Annotated in this window: 19 protein-coding genes; 7 read left to right on the plus strand and 12 right to left on the minus strand. The window is 61.2% G+C overall.

Annotated elements, in window-relative coordinates; translation table 11 throughout:
- The first annotated feature begins 94 nt into the window (after window positions 1-94).
- Entirely contained in the window at window positions 95-877 is a 783-nt protein-coding gene (locus tag FHS06_RS06805; protein WP_167047130.1) for an SDR family oxidoreductase, read from the plus strand.
- A gap of 6 nt (window positions 878-883) precedes the next feature.
- Here FHS06_RS06805 and FHS06_RS06810 read toward each other — a convergent pair whose 3' ends face one another.
- The gene (locus FHS06_RS06810; protein ID WP_167047133.1) at window positions 884-1,522 is read right to left on the minus strand and encodes a hypothetical protein; all 639 of its coding nucleotides are present in this window, start codon (window positions 1,520-1,522) and stop codon (window positions 884-886) included.
- Window positions 1,523-1,560: 38 nt separating this feature from the next.
- Entirely contained in the window at window positions 1,561-3,033 is a 1,473-nt protein-coding gene (locus FHS06_RS06815; protein WP_167047136.1) for an MFS transporter, read from the minus strand.
- Between the two features lie 84 nt (window positions 3,034-3,117).
- On the opposite strand from FHS06_RS06815, the gene FHS06_RS06820 reads away from it, so the two are divergent.
- Genes FHS06_RS06820 through FHS06_RS06830 form a run of 3 tightly spaced genes read left to right on the plus strand, consistent with a single transcriptional unit; the run spans window position 3,118 to window position 4,978 of the window.
- Window positions 3,118-3,627, plus strand: coding sequence for a phosphoribosyltransferase (locus FHS06_RS06820; RefSeq protein ID WP_167047139.1), 510 nt, complete (start codon window positions 3,118-3,120; stop codon window positions 3,625-3,627).
- A 9-nt stretch (window positions 3,628-3,636) separates the two neighbouring features.
- Complete coding sequence (locus FHS06_RS06825; RefSeq protein ID WP_167047142.1) at window positions 3,637-4,329, plus strand: uracil-DNA glycosylase; 693 nt, start codon at window positions 3,637-3,639, stop codon at window positions 4,327-4,329.
- A 31-nt stretch (window positions 4,330-4,360) separates the two neighbouring features.
- A complete protein-coding gene (locus FHS06_RS06830; RefSeq protein ID WP_167047145.1) occupies window positions 4,361-4,978 on the plus strand; it encodes a GNAT family N-acetyltransferase in 618 nt (205 codons plus the stop codon).
- A 3-nt stretch (window positions 4,979-4,981) separates the two neighbouring features.
- On the opposite strand, the gene FHS06_RS06835 is transcribed toward FHS06_RS06830, so the two are convergent.
- The 6 genes from FHS06_RS06835 to FHS06_RS06860 form a co-directional block, all read right to left on the minus strand.
- Window positions 4,982-5,791: an ABC transporter ATP-binding protein gene (locus tag FHS06_RS06835; protein ID WP_167047148.1), complete on the minus strand. Its 810-nt coding sequence runs from the start codon at window positions 5,789-5,791 to the stop codon at window positions 4,982-4,984.
- Window positions 5,784-6,587, minus strand: coding sequence for an ABC transporter ATP-binding protein (locus FHS06_RS06840; protein WP_167047151.1), 804 nt, complete (start codon window positions 6,585-6,587; stop codon window positions 5,784-5,786). The genes FHS06_RS06835 and FHS06_RS06840 overlap by 8 nt, the downstream gene beginning before the upstream one ends.
- Window positions 6,584-7,489 (minus strand): ABC transporter permease, encoded by a 906-nt coding sequence (locus tag FHS06_RS06845; RefSeq protein ID WP_167047153.1) that lies wholly within the window; start codon window positions 7,487-7,489, stop codon window positions 6,584-6,586. The genes FHS06_RS06840 and FHS06_RS06845 overlap by 4 nt, the downstream gene beginning before the upstream one ends.
- Window positions 7,486-8,439, minus strand: coding sequence for an ABC transporter permease (locus FHS06_RS06850; RefSeq protein WP_167047156.1), 954 nt, complete (start codon window positions 8,437-8,439; stop codon window positions 7,486-7,488). The genes FHS06_RS06845 and FHS06_RS06850 overlap by 4 nt, the downstream gene beginning before the upstream one ends.
- Window positions 8,436-9,947 (minus strand): ABC transporter substrate-binding protein, encoded by a 1,512-nt coding sequence (locus FHS06_RS06855; RefSeq protein WP_167047159.1) that lies wholly within the window; start codon window positions 9,945-9,947, stop codon window positions 8,436-8,438. Before FHS06_RS06855 ends, FHS06_RS06850 begins: the two co-directional genes overlap by 4 nt.
- 130 nt (window positions 9,948-10,077) lie before the next feature.
- Complete coding sequence (locus FHS06_RS06860) at window positions 10,078-11,001, minus strand: alpha/beta fold hydrolase (RefSeq protein ID WP_310734841.1); 924 nt, start codon at window positions 10,999-11,001, stop codon at window positions 10,078-10,080.
- 55 nt (window positions 11,002-11,056) lie between these two features.
- Between FHS06_RS06860 and FHS06_RS06865 the strand changes: the two genes are divergently transcribed.
- The 3 genes from FHS06_RS06865 to FHS06_RS06875 are packed head-to-tail and all read left to right on the plus strand — an operon-like array spanning window position 11,057 to window position 12,749.
- A complete protein-coding gene (locus FHS06_RS06865) occupies window positions 11,057-11,530 on the plus strand; it encodes a carboxymuconolactone decarboxylase family protein (protein WP_167047164.1) in 474 nt (157 codons plus the stop codon).
- Complete coding sequence (locus FHS06_RS06870) at window positions 11,527-12,249, plus strand: tyrosine-protein phosphatase (RefSeq protein ID WP_167047167.1); 723 nt, start codon at window positions 11,527-11,529, stop codon at window positions 12,247-12,249. Before FHS06_RS06865 ends, FHS06_RS06870 begins: the two co-directional genes overlap by 4 nt.
- Window positions 12,250-12,284: 35 nt before the next feature.
- Window positions 12,285-12,749, plus strand: a complete 465-nt coding sequence (locus FHS06_RS06875; RefSeq protein ID WP_167047170.1) for an SIP domain-containing protein — start codon at window positions 12,285-12,287, stop codon at window positions 12,747-12,749.
- A gap of 3 nt (window positions 12,750-12,752) precedes the next feature.
- On the opposite strand, the gene FHS06_RS13940 is transcribed toward FHS06_RS06875, so the two are convergent.
- The 4 genes from FHS06_RS13940 to FHS06_RS06895 all read right to left on the minus strand — a co-directional run bounded on the left by FHS06_RS13940 (window position 12,753) and on the right by FHS06_RS06895 (window position 16,831).
- Window positions 12,753-13,211, minus strand: a complete 459-nt coding sequence (locus FHS06_RS13940; RefSeq protein ID WP_167047173.1) for a Fe-S oxidoreductase — start codon at window positions 13,209-13,211, stop codon at window positions 12,753-12,755.
- On the minus strand, window positions 13,208-14,011 hold the full coding sequence (locus FHS06_RS06885) for an arginase family protein (protein WP_167047175.1): 804 nt from the start codon (window positions 14,009-14,011) through the stop codon (window positions 13,208-13,210). The genes FHS06_RS13940 and FHS06_RS06885 overlap by 4 nt, the downstream gene beginning before the upstream one ends.
- 33 nt (window positions 14,012-14,044) lie before the next feature.
- Entirely contained in the window at window positions 14,045-14,782 is a 738-nt protein-coding gene (locus FHS06_RS06890) for a PspA/IM30 family protein (RefSeq protein WP_167047178.1), read from the minus strand.
- Between the two features lie 69 nt (window positions 14,783-14,851).
- Window positions 14,852-16,831: a TPM domain-containing protein gene (locus FHS06_RS06895; protein ID WP_167047181.1), complete on the minus strand. Its 1,980-nt coding sequence runs from the start codon at window positions 16,829-16,831 to the stop codon at window positions 14,852-14,854.
- Between the last annotated feature and the right edge of the window lie 64 nt (window positions 16,832-16,895).

Consider the following 16,895-nt stretch of genomic DNA (forward strand, 5'->3'; position numbering starts at 1 on the left):
GGGCGTCGCGGCCAAAAACGACAATACGGATGCTTCGCCTTGTCAACAACGAAAGGGAAATGTTACGTAACACAGGAGGGGTAGCGTTGGTCCCATGGTGACGAAGCGTGCAGTTGTAACCGGAGCGAGCTCGGGAATTGGTCGTGCGAGCGCTGTTATTTTGCGCGAGCGTGGCTGGGACGTTGTGGCAGTTGCCCGGCGTGCGGATCGCCTTGCGGAATTGGAAAAAGAAACCGGGGCTGTTGCATTTGCTGCGGATCTCACCTCGCAGACGGACATCGATGCGCTCTCTGCGTGGCTTGCTGACACCGGGCCTGTGCACGCCCTCGTTCACGTCGCTGGTGGCGCGCGCGGCACGGATGTTGTCGCGGAAGGATCCGCGGACGACTGGCAGTGGATGTACGACGTCAACGTACTTTCGGCGCAGCGACTGGTGAAGACCCTGCTTCCGCAACTGCGAGAAGCTGCTGCATCCGATGGTCATGCTGATTTGATGTTCGTCACATCGACCGCAGCGCATGTGGCGTACCAGGGTGGCGGCGGATACAACGCGGCAAAGGCCGCTGAGAAGATGCTCGTCAACGCCCTTCGGCTAGAACTCAACGGTGAACCGCTGCGTGTCGTCGAAATTGCACCCGGAATGGTCTTCACCGAAGAATTCAGTCTCAACAGGCTTCGTGGAAACAGTGACGCTGCAGCGTCGGTCTATGACGGTGTCGAAAACCCGTTGACGGCACGCGATGTCGCCGACGTCATCGCTTACGCTGCGGATGCTCCGGGGCACGTGAACCTGGATCTCGTGATGCTCCGCCCCGTTGCGCAGTCCGCGCAGCACGTGCTCGCACGTGGCCCGCTGCAGGTGCGCGAAGAGAGCTAGTCGCGCTTAGACGTCGCCGTAGTCGTTGCTGGGGCTACCAATGCGCGCGACCACATCGTTCTCGATCACGAGCATGATGAAGTCGATTCCGGCTGCCCCATCATTTTCGAGTGAAGTGGTGCCGGGAGCCTCGGTGATGTCGAGACGCATGACATCGGTGAGCCCAGAGTCGGGAAACAGTGCACCGGCTGCCTGCGCTTCGGCGACGGTAGAGCCGACGTGTACGCCACCCGTCGTTTCGAGTGAGAGCCCGTCGGCGGTCTCAGCCCCGAACGAGACGGTCGCGGGCCCGTCATCCACAACGATGATGCTGACGTCACCCCAGGTATAGGTCGTCGTGGGGTAGCCCAACTCACTCTGCTCAGCTGTGGGCTCAGCGCCAAAGACACCGGTCAGGAAACCGAGCGTTCCGATGCCGTCGCTGAGCGGGGTGCTACTGCTGGTCGAACCGTCGTCTGCGTGTAGTTCGATATCGGTGAGCGACACAACGAGGGCTGCGGCAAACGGAGTGGAAGAGGGCTCTGAATGTGCCGCGGACGGCGTCGCGGCAGTCGTTTCGCTAGTAATCTGCGCTGCAGTCGACGCGCACCCCGAAAGCGCAAACGTGGCGGCAAGCAGCGCGAGTGCGAGTGTTCGTAGACGCATGTGAGGGAGTGTAGCGCGGGTGCTTTTTTTGGAAACGGCTAATTTGCCGCCGGTACCGTGGGCTGCGAGTCCGAAAATGCGACCTTCGGCACGAAGAACAAAAGTACTGCGGCGAGAAACCCGCCGGCGGCGCAGATGCTCCACACTGCAAGGTAACCGCCGAGGGATGCCGCTGTCTCGCTCACGAGGGTGCCGGCACCTGCTGCGAGCACAACGCCGAAGATCGCTGACGCAAATGTGCCACCGATCGTCTTTGTCGTGTTCGTAAGAGCGGAGGAGATTCCGGTTTGGCCACGCGGCGCGGCTGCCGCAGCAGCCGCAGGCAATGCCCCAACGAGCGCTCCGGAGCCGAGGCCAGCGATCGAGAGATTGAGCAGTACTTGCCATAGCTCGAGGTGAAACGGCAGAAAGAGTGCGTATCCGATGCCGACGAGCGCCGACGCGCCGATGAGGATCACCCGTGGATTTCCGCGCCGCGAGAGCACGGCAAAAATGATCGCGCCGACGATGAGCGAGACGAGGTAGACACCGATGATGTTCGACCGAGAAGTGGCATCCAAGCCCAGCCCGTAGCCGAGGGAGGTGTCGGTGCCCGCGTACGTTGACAGGGGCCCCTGCGCACCCAGGAGGCTGATTCCGATCAAAGCTGCCGTCGCCTGGACCGGCCACATCTCTGGCCGCTTGAGTACGCGGATATCGATCGCGGGATCGCTTTGCCGCAACTCGAACCGCACGAACCACCAGAATACGGCGACCCCGGCCGCGAGGAGGAGCCAGGTCCAGACGAAACCGGGTCCGTTGAGCCGCAGGAACGTAAGCGCGCTCGTGACGAGCAGCAGAGCGAAGGCCAGGATGACGAAGCCACCTGTGTCGAGACGTCGTCCGCGTACCGGCTCCGATTCGGGGACGCCGATCCAAATGACGATGGCAACGAGACTCACCGCGATGGCGGGCACGATGAGCGTAAGCGGCAGATTTTCATTCGTCGCGGCGAAGATGCGCCCGGCCGCGAGCGCGCCGATGATGGCTCCTGCCTGCAAACCGACGACGAGGAGACCCGCTGCGCGACGCGTCGTCGAGACTCCCCGGTTTTGGCGGCGTCCGCGCTCAAAGATCAGGGCTACTTCGAGGGGAAGCCACACGACATAGAAGCCTTGGAGCGCCCACGCGATGAGAAAACTCCAAAATGAGCCAGCGAAAGCGAGCCACCAGCTTGCCCCGGCGGTCAATATCGCGGCGATCAGAAGTATCTTCTTGTGCCCGTACATGTCGCCGAGCTTGGCGAGAATCGGCACAACCAGCGCGGAGAGCAGCAGCTGAGCCGCCTCGAACCAATTGACGTCCGAGTCGTGAACTCCTAAATGAGCGACGATGTCGCTGAACAGCGGCACGTAGTACCCCTGCAGGATTCCGCTCACGATTTCGACCAGCACGAACCAGCCGATCAGTGACGCGGTGATTCCGAGAGGCGACGTGAGTCGGGACGAGGGCACCGAGCGCGCGGACTGCATGCGGCGAGAGTACACCGACACCACACGCGCGCGCTCTAGGCTGGAACGTGCCGGCGGTGGTGTCGTGCACGAGAGGAACACACAATGGGCGAAGCAAACGGCGAGCGAGAGCATCTCACCTGGGACGGTTTTGGTAGTGCATCCCGGGATATCGCAAGAGATATTCTTGCCGACGGCTTCGTGCCTCAGGTTGTTGTTGCCATCGCGCGAGGGGGTCTTCTTCCCGCGGGGTCGATTTCTTACGGACTCGGCGTGAAAAACTGCGGCGCTATCAACGTCGAGTTCTATACCGGGATCGGAACCGTCCTCGACGCTCCCGCGCTCTTGCCACCTGAGCTCGATATGACGTATCTCAAGGGCCGGCGGGTGCTTCTCGTCGACGATGTCGCCGATAGCGGCCGCACGCTGGATCTTGCAGTTAGGTTGCTGTCCGAGCAAGGTGCTGACGTGCGCTCGGCCGTCATTTATACAAAGCCGACCTCGATCATTCAGCCTGACTACAGCTGGAAAAAAACCGACCTTTGGATCGACTTTCCATGGTCGTGGCAGGGGAGCGTTGTCGAAGAAGACGCTGGTCTCGCGGGTAGCGCCTGATCCTCGCCGATGCCAAAGACTCTCACTGAATTAGCGGCTGCCGGAAGCATCGACACCGGGTGGGCCACAGCGCTTGCTCCCGTCGCGGACGATATTGCGGCTCTCGGTGAGCGACTGCGCGCTGAGGCGCACGTGGGAAGGCCGTTTCTTCCCGCCGGAGACAACGTGTTGCGGGCATTTGCGCGCCCGCTCGACGCAGTAAAGGTGCTGATTCTCGGTCAGGATCCGTATCCCACGCCGGGGCATCCGATTGGGTTGTCTTTCGCAGTAGACAAACACATACGTCCGCTTCCGCGGAGCCTTGGCAATGTCTACAAGGAGCGCGAGAGCGACCTCGGGATCGCACCTGCGACGCACGGTGATCTATCTTCCTGGAGTGACCAAGGGGTCATGCTGTTGAATAGGGTGCTCACGGTTGCGCCGGGGGCTCCGGCATCCCACCGCGGCTGGGGGTGGGAGAAGATAACCGCTCACGCAATCAGCGCCTTAGTTGCGCGCCAGCGGCCACTCGTTGCGATTCTCTGGGGAAAGGATGCGGCGAGCGCGAAAGATTTGTTGGGGGATACCTCGATCATCGAGTCTGCGCACCCGTCGCCGCTGTCTGCGCGACGGGGGTTCTTCGGCTCGCGTCCGTTCTCACGCGCTAATGCGATGCTCATCGCGCAGGGTGCGAGTCCCATCGACTGGAACATTCCCGAGTGACCTAGCCGTCCCTCGCGCGTAGGGTAGAGAAATGCTTGAGGAGGAATACGACAAGAGTCGTCGACGTATGCCGCGTCACCTCCGGCCGCGTCCTGCAAGCGAGGGTCCGTTTACGTATGAGATTCGCGCCGCCGAGGTTTCTGACATTCCGGACATTCGCGAAATCTACAACTACTACGTCACCAACTCCGTCGTCACATTCGATGAGAAGCGATGGAGCGTTGCGCAATGGCGTGCGAAATTTGATCACATTCAAAAGCTCAATCTGCCGTTCCTTGTGGCGCAATCGCCCCGCGGGCAGGTTCTTGGGTATGCGCTTGTAAGCCCATGGGCCGGAAAATCAGCGTTTCGATACACCGTCGAAAACTCGATCTATCTCGGACCCAGTGCGACAGGCAAGGGCCTCGGGCGCGCTCTTCTGGAAGCGCTGATTGTCGCGTGTGAAGACCTGGGCATTCGCGAACTGGTTGCCGTCATCAGCGACAAAGGCGCCGACGGATCAATAGCTCTGCACGAACGGCTAGGTTTCGTTGAAGTAGGGCGCATGGGGCGCGTTGGCTTCAAATTCGGTCGGTGGCTAGGAACCATTTACCTGCAGAAGTCGTTGCACCCCAAAAAGAAGACGAAACGGCGCCTTTTCAGCCGCTGACTCTCACTGTCCCTCGCCGCGTCGCGGACCGATGGCCGGGATAGATGCCAGCAATTGACGCGTGTAGCTGGCCTGTGGCTGGAGCAGAACCTTCTCGGTCGGACCCTCCTCGACGACGCGCCCGTCTTTCATTACGAGAACTTCATCACACAGGTTTTGCACGACGCCGATATCGTGCGAAACAAGCAGGATCGTCAGCCCATCACGGCGTAGCTCTGCGAGCACATCCAGAATCTGCGCCCGGACTGTGACATCGAGGGCTGATAGCGGCTCATCGCCAACAAGAAGGCGGGGACGATGAACGATCGCGCGAGCGAGCGCAATGCGTTGGCGTTGGCCCCCTGAAAACTCGTGCGGATAGCGGTCGGCGGCCGCGGCATCCAGACCAACACTGCTCAGCACCTCTCGCACCCGGGCGCGACGGTCCCCATCGATATCGAGAGCCCAGAGTGGTTCACCCACGATGCGTCCGACGCTCATTCTCGGATCGAGGGACGCATAAGGGTCCTGGAAGACGATTCCGGTCTGCCGGCGAAGCCAATGGAGTCGTCGCGCCGACGCCCGTGCATTGACAACGGTGCCGTCAAATTCGATCACTCCCGAACTTGGCACGTCGAGAGCGAGGAGCAGGCGCACCAGTGTGGATTTTCCTGCACCGGACTCGCCAATAACGCCGGTTGCTGTCCCCTCGCGCACCGTGACATCGACATCGTCGAGGGCTGTCGTCAGCGAACGGCGAGAGAACAGCGACGGACGCGCATTTCCGTGGGTCCGAGTGAGGCCCCGCGCGCGAAGGAGAGGCGCTTCAGTCATCTGTCGCTCCTGTCGAGCGTGCTGGTCGCCACAAGGTCGCTGTGGCGTCGCGCAGAAGCCCCTGCGCGACAGCGGACTGCGGGTTCGTCAAGAGAGCTGACACGGCAGCCTGTTCGACGATCTTTCCGTTTGCAAGGACGACTCCGGTGCTTGCAACCTGGGACAAGACCGCAAGGTCATGCGTAATGAAGATCAACGACATCCCGTTGTGAGAGACGAGGTCATCGAGCAAAGTAAGAACTTCAGCTTGGATAGTGACGTCAAGTGCGGTTGTCGGTTCGTCGGCGATGAGAAGCCGGGGACCGGCGGCCAAGGCGATTGCGATAGCGACGCGTTGACGCTGGCCGCCAGAGAGCTGATGCGGAAAGCGTTTCACGATGCTCTCCGGGTTTGGTAGCCGCACGCGTGCTGCTTCTGCGATTGCGCGTCGTCCGAGTTCTGCTCTCGAGAGTCGTTCGTGGATTCTGATTGATTCCGCGATTTGCCGGCCCACAGTCCGAATCGGGTTGAGAGCCGTCTGCGGTTCTTGAAAGACGATTCCGATCTCATCGCCGCGCACGTGCGCCATGTCGCGGTCGGGAAGACTCAGCAGTTCGCGACCGTTCCAGCGCACGCTGCCTGTGACCACCGCACCTTCCGGGAGGAGGCCCATCAGTGCAAGCGCCGTCAGGGACTTGCCGGAACCTGACTCTCCGATGATGCCGACGCGAGCCCCATCGGCGACGGAGAACGTGATCCCATCTACGGCGCGGACGCCATCGATGTCGATTGTTAGGTTGTGCACCTCGAGGCTCACGCGACTACCTCCGGCTCGTGAAGTTCGGCAGCGGGCCGTCGTCGTGCCGACCGTCGCAAGGTTGGATCAGTTGCTTCACGAATGCCGTCGCCGAGCAGATTGAGGCCTAGCACTGTGATCGTGATGGCGAGTCCGGGCCAGATGACGACGAGTGGTTGCACAGTGATGTACTGCTGCAGTTCCGACAGCAGCGAACCCCAGCTCGGCTCCGTCACCGGAGCGCCGAACCCGAGGTACGAAAGTCCGGCTTCGGCAAGAACTGCGACCGCCATCGCCCATGAGAGCTGGACGATAAACACGGGCGCCACGTTCGGTAAAAGGTGTCGCACGAGATTCTGAGCGGGAGTGAGCCCGGAGGCGCGACCGGCGACAACGAAGTCACTGTGCAGCACCCTCCTTAGCTCCGGTCGTGTCACGCGGGCGATGTTGACGCCGAATCCGATCCCGACTGCCCAGATGACAACCCAGAGCGAGCCACCCCACACTGCCGAAATCATCATCGCGATGAGAAGCACCGGAAATGCGATGAGAATGTCGACGAACACGGCGACCGTCTCGCGTATCGCTCGCGGGGTCAGCGCACCCAACGCAGCGAGCGCGAGACCGAGGACAGTCGCAATCACTCCCGCACCGACGGCGACAAAGACTGTCGTTCGCGATCCCGCCATGATGAGACTGAGAATGTCGCGCCCGGTGCCGTCAGTCCCGAACACATGCAGCCACGAAGGCGTGCTCCACCGTACGGCGATGTCTACGTTTTGTGGGTCGAACGGCATCCAAAAGCTGGAAACGATAGCCGTTGCGGTCACCAACCCCGCGACTACGAGGCCGAACCTGCCAGTAGACAGAGCCCAGAGGTGCGCAAGCCAGTTGCGGGAGGATCTGGTTTTGCTTGTGCTCATGCCGAATCTCCCCGCTGCCTGGGGTCGAGTGCGCGGTGGGCAAGATCAACAACGAATCCGATGATCAAGACAAAACCTGTCAGGGCGAGAAGCTCGCCCTGAACCTTAGGCAGGTCTCTTCTTCCTACGTCCTCTACCAGCATGCGACCGATTCCCGGCAACGAGAACAGCTGCTCAACGACAACAGCACCAACGATGATTCCGGCGATCTGCAGTCCAAGAACAGTCACGATCGACAAGCCCACGTTGGGAAGACCATGGCGAACGAGCGCTTGGTTGCGGGTCAGGCCTTTTGCTGCGGCGGTCCGCACGTAATCTTGATCGCTCGCCTGGATCGTTGCCGACCTCACAAAGCGCAGCAACATGGCTCCCTCTACGACGCCGATCGTGACGGACGGCAGCAGAAGAGAGCGGAAGGCCGCACCAGGGTCGGACCATCCATCCCGGGGGAAACCCTGTGCTGGCAACCAACCAAGCCACACTGCAAAAACAACAACGAGCATCATTCCGGCCCACACGACCGGCACTGCTGCGAAGAACTGGGCTCCGACGCTCAAACCAGTGCCAAACGGCCGACCGCGCCGCATCGCGGACGCGACACCCAACGGAATGCTCACGATCAGGGCAACGAGTAAAGCCATGATCCCAAGGGGCACAGTGACCTGAGCCTTTTGCGAGAGTTCGGCGGCAACGGGCGTTCCCGTGATCAGCGATGTGCCCAGGTCACCGCGAACGATACTGCCTAGCCAGTAGCCGTACTGTGCCCACAGGGGTTGATCGAGTCCGAGTCTCTCTCGTAGCGCGTCAACCTGTTCCGGGCTACCAGTGCTTCCGGCGATGACCTGTGCGATATCGCCCGGCAGTACCCGTAGTGAGAAGAAAATGAGCACGCTGGCAACGACGAGGCCCAACACAAGCAGGGCCAATCGTGTCAGCGCGTATCGAATCACCCGGCGCTCTTGGCGATCTCGGCAGCGTTGAAGCGAGCGTTGACATTGACGGTGGGAACGCCGGTGACGTCAGAGGCAACAGCTACGACGGATGCTCCGTTGTAGAGCCAATCCGCTGCTGCATCCTCTGACACGATCCGTGCTGCTTCTGCGAGCAGCTCTGCCGCTTGGTCTTCATCGGTCGCGGCGAGCGACTGCGTGTATAGGTCTTGAACCTCAGCGTTGTCGTACGTGAAGTAATAGTCGGGGTTCGCCCAGTTCTCGAAGTCATGCGCCTCGGTGTGAAGTACGAAGCTGAGTTCGTAGTCCTGATTCGCATATACGTCGTTCAACCACGTCGAGAACTCAACCGAGTCGACTGTCAAAGTGATACCGACATCGTTGAGGTCCGACACCAAGATCTGCGCGACGGTCGTGGGATAAAAGGACGGGATCGTGAGGGTCAAACCGAGCTCTTCATATCCGGCGTCGCTCAGGAGCTCCATGGCTGCTTCAGGATCGTACGGTGCAACGTCTGAGAGATCCTCGTAGCCGGGATCCAGTGACGGGATCGGGCCATAGAGAGTTTCGCCAGCCCCGAGGGCCTCGACGATGGCATTGTGATCGATTGCCTGGCGGATTGCCTGGCGGACGCGCTCGTCCGAAAGGGGGCCCGATGTGCTGTTCATCGCCAAGACACCCTTGTCAGTAGAGGCGCCGATCTCGACGGTGAAGTCGCCGTTTGCTTCGATCTGATCGCTCAAGGTTGCATCGAAACCTGTGAGCACATCTACTTCGCCAGCGAGGGCCGCTGCAAGTGCTGCCTGGGCCTCGGGGATGTAGGAGAACACAACCTCAGCAGATTGTGCAGGCTCGCCCCAGTAGCCGTCGTAACGCGAGAGCGTCACGCTGTCGCCCTGCTTCCATGAGGAGACCATAAATGGCCCGGTGCCGTTCGCCTCAGTGAGGTAATCAACCGAATCGTCCTGCTTGAGAATAATTCCGGCGCGCCCTGTCAGGTTCCACAACAGCGTTGAGTCGGGCTCGGAGAGCGTGAGCACGACATCCTGTCCGTCTGCCGTGATCGATTCGACTCCTGACAATCGTGAGGAGTCGAGCCATGTTGCGGTGTCGCGGTGCTGGGTCAATGACCAGACAACGTCGTCTGGAGTGAGCTCTTGCCCATCATGGAAAGTGACGCCTTCACGAAGCGTGAACGTATAGGTGAGTCCGTCATCTGAAACCGTGTAATCGCTAGCAAGAGCGGGAACGATGTCTTGTTCGGGCGTGCGCGAGACTAGCCCCTGGTAGACGTTGTCCACGAGGATCTGGTCGAGAGCTGCACCACTTGTCTCGCGAATATCAAGGTTCGTTGGTTCGAGCACGAGCCGCACGGCCACGGAAGCGTCTGGGTCGGCAGCCGCCGACGATGAAGTGCTGCCGCCATCCGGGTTTCCAGAGCACGCAGTGAGCGCGAGCGCGGCGGCCGCGAGGGATGCGGCGGCGGCGAGTGTGGTGCGGCGGAACATACGGGGTCCTTTCACAGGCTGCCGCGGCCGTCATCGGCGCGGCAGATTAACGCAGGATCGAGTGCGATAGAACAGCCTAAACTCCGCAGGGGCGGCGTGGGCACGCTCTTGTGGCAATGCAAGATAAGAGTTAGAAGTTAGTGATCATTTCGGTGAGCAGCCTCGCAAGTTTACGGGGAATCTGCTCTTGCACATTGTGAGATGACGTTACGCGCTCTACCTTCGTCGTCGGCGCGTGCGAAACGAACTCGGTTACGTCAGCGTCACTGACGTAACCGTTGTCGGCTTGGACCAGCGTGATCGGCGCTGATATGCGTTCAAGATCGCCCCATGCGTCGGGTCGTAGGGCCGTCGTCATGGCATTCTGCCCATCAGGGGTGGCCCCGGCCGCAGCAGCCATGAGATGAGCAATATGGTGCTTCCACTCCACTCGGCCATCGGAACGTACACGCGAGTTGAGGAACACTCCACGCGCTGTGGACTCTTTGGAGCCGCCGAGTCCGAAGGCCAGCGCGCGATCCACAAGCTCTTCGCGAGACACCCAATCGGTCGGGCCGGCATAGAACTCGAGCAACTCGCGGGGTGCACCCGTGGGCTTTATGCCGGGCGTGATGTCGACGACGACCAGCGCCCGAACCAGCTCGGGTCGGGATGCGGCCACCGCCATCGCCGTCAACCCGCCGAGAGAATGGCCGACAAGCAACTGCGGGGATTGGGTCCAGGCATTCATTCCTTCGATCACATCGGGGGCGAGAACTGAACCCACATAAGCCGCATCATCGCGCCACGAGGAGTCGCCGTGACCCGGTAGATCGATGGCGAGCGCTGGCACACCAGCGGCGAGGATCGTGGCATCCCAGGTGTGAGCATTCAGCCCGGCGCCATGAAGGAAAGTCACGACAGGAGGTTCGTCGCCGTAGCGGAGCGCGCTCAGCATGCGGCCGTCGTCAAGAGCGAGAGTGAGGCGTTCAGACCGCGGGAGCGGCCCGCTGATTTGAATGTCAGCTTGCTGCGCGGCCAAAAAAGAGAATTCGTCGAACGCTACTTCGGTCACTGTGCTCCTTTGCGGAAAAGGGGAATCTCGTATCCCCATTCGCTAGGGTAATTGGGTGACCGAAGAACAACGAGTTCACCTTTCGCGATCGGCTCCGGCGGCGTATAAAGCCCTCGATGCGTTTTCTCGCGAAGTCGGCCGTCTCGCCGCCGAGGGTGGCATCGATGATCGGCTGAAAGAGATTGTGCAGATTCACGTCTCGCAATTGAATGGGTGCGCGTTCTGCGTACGGGTGCACGTTGATCGTGCGACACGAGTGGGCCTCACCGCTGACACAATCGCGCAGATTCCGACCTGGAGAGAATCCGGGGTTTTTACGGCGCGCGAGAGAGCTGCCCTCGAGCTCGCTGAGGCCTTCACCTTTATTCACCGTGGCGGCATCCCTGACGACATCTACGATCAGGCGGGCGGAATCCTCACCGAGAACGAGTACGTCGCGCTCAGCTGGATTCTTGTCGCTATCAATGCTTTCAACCGCGTCGCAATTGCTGGCCGCTACCCGGTACCGGCGCGAACGGACGAAGCGTGAGCGAGCAGTCGCTTGTCCCGGGGGCATTGAATTTTCGCGACGTGGGCGGCCTTCCCGCTTCGGGTGGTCGCACGAGATCAGGAATTTTGTTTCGCTCGGGCAACCTCACACATCTCAACGAGGCAGGTATCGAGGTTTTTCGCGCGCTCGGTATTCGTCGGGTAATCGACCTGCGTGACGACGACGAGGTCCATCGTGAGCCCTCGCCAACGGTAGACACCGCGATTGTCACCCAGCGCGAACCGCTGTTTCTCGGCTCGGTCGCATCGTTTTTTGCTGATGACATCTCGCTCGACGAGCTATATCGCCGCATAGCGGACGACTCGGCAGTGCGAGTCGTCCGCGCGGTTCGGGGGATCACCGAAGGACACCCGGTTCTTGTGCACTGCACGGTCGGAAAGGACCGCACCGGTGTGACGGTGGCGCTTGCGCTCGCCGCAGCAGGAGTCGAACGTGAAGCTGTCGTCGCTGACTACGCGAAGACCGAGTCTCTGCTTCCAGACAATCGCAACCGAATAGTGGTGGGTGCGCTTCGAGCCGCACACCCACACGCGCGTCACATCGAAGATCTCGCGACTCGTTCACCCGCGGACGTCATGCGCCGTTTTCTCGCTCAGATAGACGACACACACGGGTCTGCGGCTGGCTACCTTGCAGCGCACGGCATGAGCCGTAGTGAGATTGAGCTGTTGCAGAACCTTCTCATCGAGGAAGGTTAGGCAACCCTTCTTTTCCGCGCTATAGTTTGAGTGTCATGTCGAACAGCGCAGAGCACAACTCCACCGTGTGCCGTACCCCCAAGCACACGCGCGTGCAGCACCTCATCACCGCCGACGAAGCGTCTTTGAGCGAACTCGAAGCCCTGCTCGCAGTGCTTCCGATGTGCTCGACCGGGCGTGTTTTCGTCGAAGTGCCCGACGACACTTACATCTCGACGATTACTGCTCCTGCGCGAATGACGGTCACCTGGTTGGATCGCTCACGCCGTAGCGGTGCAGCGGGCTCTGGCGCCGCATGCAGTCCCGGTGCCGCTCTTGTGCGGGCAGTCAGGGCATGGTCCGACGAAATGATGTGTGACGAAGACGACCACACGCGCGTTTTTCTCTTGGGCGGCTTTCTCGGCACGGCTGACATCGTCGACCACCTCACTGAAGCGCGCGGCGTTGAGCCGAGCGGAATTCACACGCCAGAGCGCTTCGGCCTCTCGACAGCTTTCTGAGGTTCACTCCATGCCGCGCGGCACGTAGTTTCCGTCTTCTAATCCAGCTTCGATTTCGAAGCGATTTCGTAGCGGGTCACGACCTGACAGCGCGGAAAGCATCGGCATCAGGAATCCGTAGCGTCGCCATTGTCTGACGTGGATGGCTTCATGGCGCAACACGCGAGGTGTGACTGGTGCATTGCCCGTGAGGTAGCAGTGACCGACGCAAACGCCGCCTCGAGGGAACGCCCAGCGTGGAAGTCCGCGAAAGACCCAAAGATCTCCGCGCTTTTGCACTTGCCCTGTGCTCCAAATGGTCCCCCATGTCCACCCGACAGCGCAGGCGTACCAATAGCCGAGACGGCTTACTGGGGAATCCAGCAGGATGCCGGGAGTCCGCTCATCAATCTTTTGCCCCTGAGCGACCGCTAGCTGCGCTCGTTCCCGCCATCCGTCGGGTGGCACTGGGATCGGGCTCACGCGAGGGCCCCGATAACCCTGAGGACGACGCTGAGATCGTCTTCGGCCGCGGCGGGCGATGCGGGAGAGAACTCGGCGATCGATGCACCGATCAGTGGAAGCTCGGCACGAGCTGCGCGGATTGTCGAAACGAGCATCTCGGGAACTGCGCCAAAGGGAACGGGCCGAGATAGTCCAGAAATTGCCGCCGGGTCAAGCACATCAAGGTCAACGTGAATGTAGAGCTTTGAAGCCCCAGTGCTACGAAGCGCGGTTGGAACGTCGGCGAGTTCATCAACGCTGAGTGATCGGATATTCAGCTCGTCGGCGATGACCTGCTCAGCAACGTCGAAGTCTCGCGCACCAGCAAGAACAACTCGCCCTGCGCTGATGCTGTTCGGATCCGCCGCGAGACCGGGCGCGCCCTCACCGAGTGCGCAACGGAGAGTCATCTCGTGTAGTGCCGACGTTGGGGACGTGTCGGGGGAGTGGAGCGCTGGGTGAGCGCCCAGCCACAACACCGCCGTTTCGGCATCGGCGAGCGCTTCGAGAGCACCGAGGGCGACGCTGCTGTCGCCGCCCACAACGACCACCTGTTCGTTGTCCCCGGCCGCCTGGGCGACGAGAGCGCGCACGCGTTCGAGAGTGGAGTAGCGGCGTACGCCGGTGCCCTGCTCCTCTCCCGCCTCAGCGGGAACATCGATGAGCGTGCAGGCTGCGCGCGGCAGATCCCCAGCAATGGCCAGGGCGCCGTCGGTGAGCTGCATTGCACGCGCCGACGACGATCCCTGCCATTGCGGCACGACGATGAAGTGAGCCACCCGTCGTTCCTTCCCTGTGAGCTACGCCCGGTGCTACTGCTCGATCTGACCGGTCACAGGTGCGCCGGATTTCAGTGCTGCGAGTCGTGCATCGACTTCGGTGAGTTCACCGAGGTCTTCGAGGCTTTCAAACTGAGCATCAAGGCTAGATGCAGCAAGTTCTGCTTTGCCCTGGGCAAGGGCCTCTTGCCGCCGAATCTTGTCTTCGAAGCGGCCGAGCTCGCTCGTTGGGTCCATGACGTCAACCGACTTGATGGCATCGTGAACCTTGTTCTGTGCCTCGGCAACCTTGGCGCGAGCGAGCAGTTCGCTGCGCTTCGTCTTGAGCTGCTCAAGCTTCTGCTTCATGCCGCTGAGGCCATCTTTGAGTTTGTCGACGACTTCGGTTTGGGCCGCAATCTGAGGCGCCGCAGCCTTCGCCTGCCCCTCTTCGGAGATCTGTCGCTGCAGAGCGATCTTCGCGAGATTATCGAACTTGTCGGCATCCGCCGTGCTGCCCGAGGTGCGCAACTGGTCAGCTTTTCGGCTCGCGGCAAGCGCCTTGTTGCCCCACTCAGCAGCGGACTGCGTGTCTTCTTGGTGGTCGCGCTCAAGCAGGCGCAGGTTGCCGATAGTCTCAGCGATCGCCGACTCGGCATCGGCGATGTTGTTTGTGTAGTCACGCACCAACTGATCGAGCATCTTCTGCGGGTCTTCTGCGGAGTCGATCATCGCATTGATGTTCGCGCGCATCAGAGTCGAGATTCGGCCGAAGATGGACTGCTTTGCCATGGGATTACCTTCCTATCAATGAGTAATGCGAAGTGGATGCCGGAAGACACCGGCGTGTGTAATGAATCATCAGAAGCGACCGCCTCCGCGGCGACCTCGACCGCCACCGCCGCCGAAGGAACCGCCGCCGCCCCGGGATCGTGAGCCGCCGCCGCCACCGAAGCCGCCGCCACCGCCGAAACCCCCGCCGAAGCCGCCGCGTCGACCGCCACCGAGCATCGAATTAACGACGATCCCACCGAGCATTGCGCCGAGGAACGCGTTCGAGCTCCCACTCTGTGCGCCGAATCCACCGACGTCAGTTTGTGCGAGTTCGATTGCCTGCGTTGCAAGCTCATATGAGCGCTGTGCCAGGGGTAGTGCCTGCTCCGGATCGTCTCCGCGTAGTCCCTGAGCCTGAGAGAGGGTGGTGGCCGCTTCGGAAAGACGCGTGCGGGCAGTAGCTCCGACAGCGCCGCGGCGAGAGGCGATGTAATCTTGCGCGGCAGAAATCTGAGCGCTGGCCTGCATAACGACCTGGTCGACGTGTCGTGCAGCACGTTCCGCGCGCTCAGCCTTACCGCGGATGTCGTTCAACACGGTATCGAGCTGTTCGTTTGCGCTTTCAAGGAGCTGAAGCGTGAGAAGTGGTCGTGGCGGCGAGGTTGTTCGTGCAGCTTCGAGACCGTGGCGTGCACCAGCGACGGCGCCGGCTATCCGATCGTCAGCGTCAGTCAAAGCCTCTGCTGCCGCGATGTCCTGTTCGAGCTCCGCGACGAGAGTGGGCACGCGGCTCTGGGCGGCGGCAAGGTCACTTCCCAGCGTGCCGATGGCTGCTTCGAGCTGTTGCGCTTGACCGACGGCGCTTTCGGCAGCGCGAATGCGAAGCGCAGCACTCGCGCTGTCACCCTTGTTCAAAGCCGTGTGTGCGGTCGCGAGTTCATCATCGGCGAATGCAAGCCGCTCTCGAGCCTCGGGAACGTTGTCTGCGACTGTCGCGAGAGCAGCCGGCGCATACAACACTGCCAGCTCGGTGAGCTTCGTCTGAGCTCCCTCGAGCGTGGCCGCGGCTGCCACACTCGCGTCGCGGGCAGCTGTGAGTGCCCCTGCAGCGTTTTGCTCAAGTTTTCGTAGCTCGTCGAAGGCTGCGATCTTCGCGTCGAGTTCGCTCTGCGCTTGAGCACAGAGCTCGATGATCTCGGTATTCCAAGCGCGCACATTCTCGGCGCTGTCGGCAATCTCATCGTCGAGTTGCTGCTGGAGAGTAAACGCGCGATCAAGGCGTTCTTTTGACGCGGCGAGTGTTGTGACGAACTGAGCTGTCGCCTCGTCGCCGAACTGTGCTCGCGCAAAACCAAGCTCTTGTTCACTTGTGCGCAGGGCGTCGTCGGTTTTAACGAGAGCGGATGCCGCGCGCCGCGCGAGCGTCTCCGGGTCGAGTTGTTCGGGCTTCACTTCGACAGCCGCTCGCTTTCGACGTGAACGCAGCACAATAGCGATGAGGAGCGCCGCGATCGCGAGTATGACGACGATAAGAATGACGACGGGGATGGGCGAACTGCCGGAGTTTCCGGCATCCGATTCAGAAACGGTGCCGCCGGTGGCCGCCGTTTCGAACGCATCGGCTGCGTCATCGATCGCGCCAGCGATATCGTCTGCGCGAAGTGCCGGGGTGACGGCTGATTCGATCGCGGCGATCTGTTCGACGTCAATCGGACCAGCGGAGTCAGCGGAGATATAGAACTGACGCGAATCGGACGCGATGGCGAACAGATACTGCGAGACGCCCAGGCCGCTGTCGCTCGCGACAGCGTTTGCCCAGTCTTCGCTTGAGGACGGGTTCGTAAACTCGTCGACGATCGCGACGTAGACGTCGATACCGGTGTCAGCTGAAAGCTGCGCTAGTCGATCCTCGGTGGCTGTGATCTGGCCGGCTTCGATCGCGCCGGCGTCATCGGTGATGTAGCCGGAATCCAAAGTGACGGGGTCTGTCGCCGACGCCGCGGATCCACCACTGAGCATGACAAGTGTGAGTGATGCGGCGAGCACCGCAGTCATTCGCGTTCGCATGGGGCCTCCTGTGACGCGCATTGTGATCTGAGTCTACGCAGCGCTGCCTATGAGTGACCATGTG

The organism is Microbacterium halimionae, assembly GCF_011761265.1.
GTDB classification, from domain to species: domain Bacteria; phylum Actinomycetota; class Actinomycetes; order Actinomycetales; family Microbacteriaceae; genus Microbacterium; species Microbacterium halimionae.

Coding starts and splice junctions, on each gene's coding strand:
- FHS06_RS06815 (WP_167047136.1), bottom strand. CDS start 3,033: ATGCAGTCCGCGCGCTCGGTGCCCTCGTCCCGACTCACGTCGCCTCTC.
- FHS06_RS06845 (WP_167047153.1), bottom strand. CDS start 7,489: ATGAGCACAAGCAAAACCAGATCCTCCCGCAACTGGCTTGCGCACCTC.
- FHS06_RS06855 (WP_167047159.1), bottom strand. CDS start 9,947: ATGTTCCGCCGCACCACACTCGCCGCCGCCGCATCCCTCGCGGCCGCC.
- FHS06_RS06895 (WP_167047181.1), bottom strand. CDS start 16,831: ATGCGAACGCGAATGACTGCGGTGCTCGCCGCATCACTCACACTTGTC.
- FHS06_RS06890 (WP_167047178.1), bottom strand. CDS start 14,782: ATGGCAAAGCAGTCCATCTTCGGCCGAATCTCGACTCTGATGCGCGCG.
- FHS06_RS06805 (WP_167047130.1), top strand. CDS start 95: ATGGTGACGAAGCGTGCAGTTGTAACCGGAGCGAGCTCGGGAATTGGT.
- FHS06_RS06820 (WP_167047139.1), top strand. CDS start 3,118: ATGGGCGAAGCAAACGGCGAGCGAGAGCATCTCACCTGGGACGGTTTT.
- FHS06_RS06825 (WP_167047142.1), top strand. CDS start 3,637: ATGCCAAAGACTCTCACTGAATTAGCGGCTGCCGGAAGCATCGACACC.
- FHS06_RS06810 (WP_167047133.1), bottom strand. CDS start 1,522: ATGCGTCTACGAACACTCGCACTCGCGCTGCTTGCCGCCACGTTTGCG.
- FHS06_RS06830 (WP_167047145.1), top strand. CDS start 4,361: ATGCTTGAGGAGGAATACGACAAGAGTCGTCGACGTATGCCGCGTCAC.
- FHS06_RS06835 (WP_167047148.1), bottom strand. CDS start 5,791: ATGACTGAAGCGCCTCTCCTTCGCGCGCGGGGCCTCACTCGGACCCAC.
- FHS06_RS06875 (WP_167047170.1), top strand. CDS start 12,285: ATGTCGAACAGCGCAGAGCACAACTCCACCGTGTGCCGTACCCCCAAG.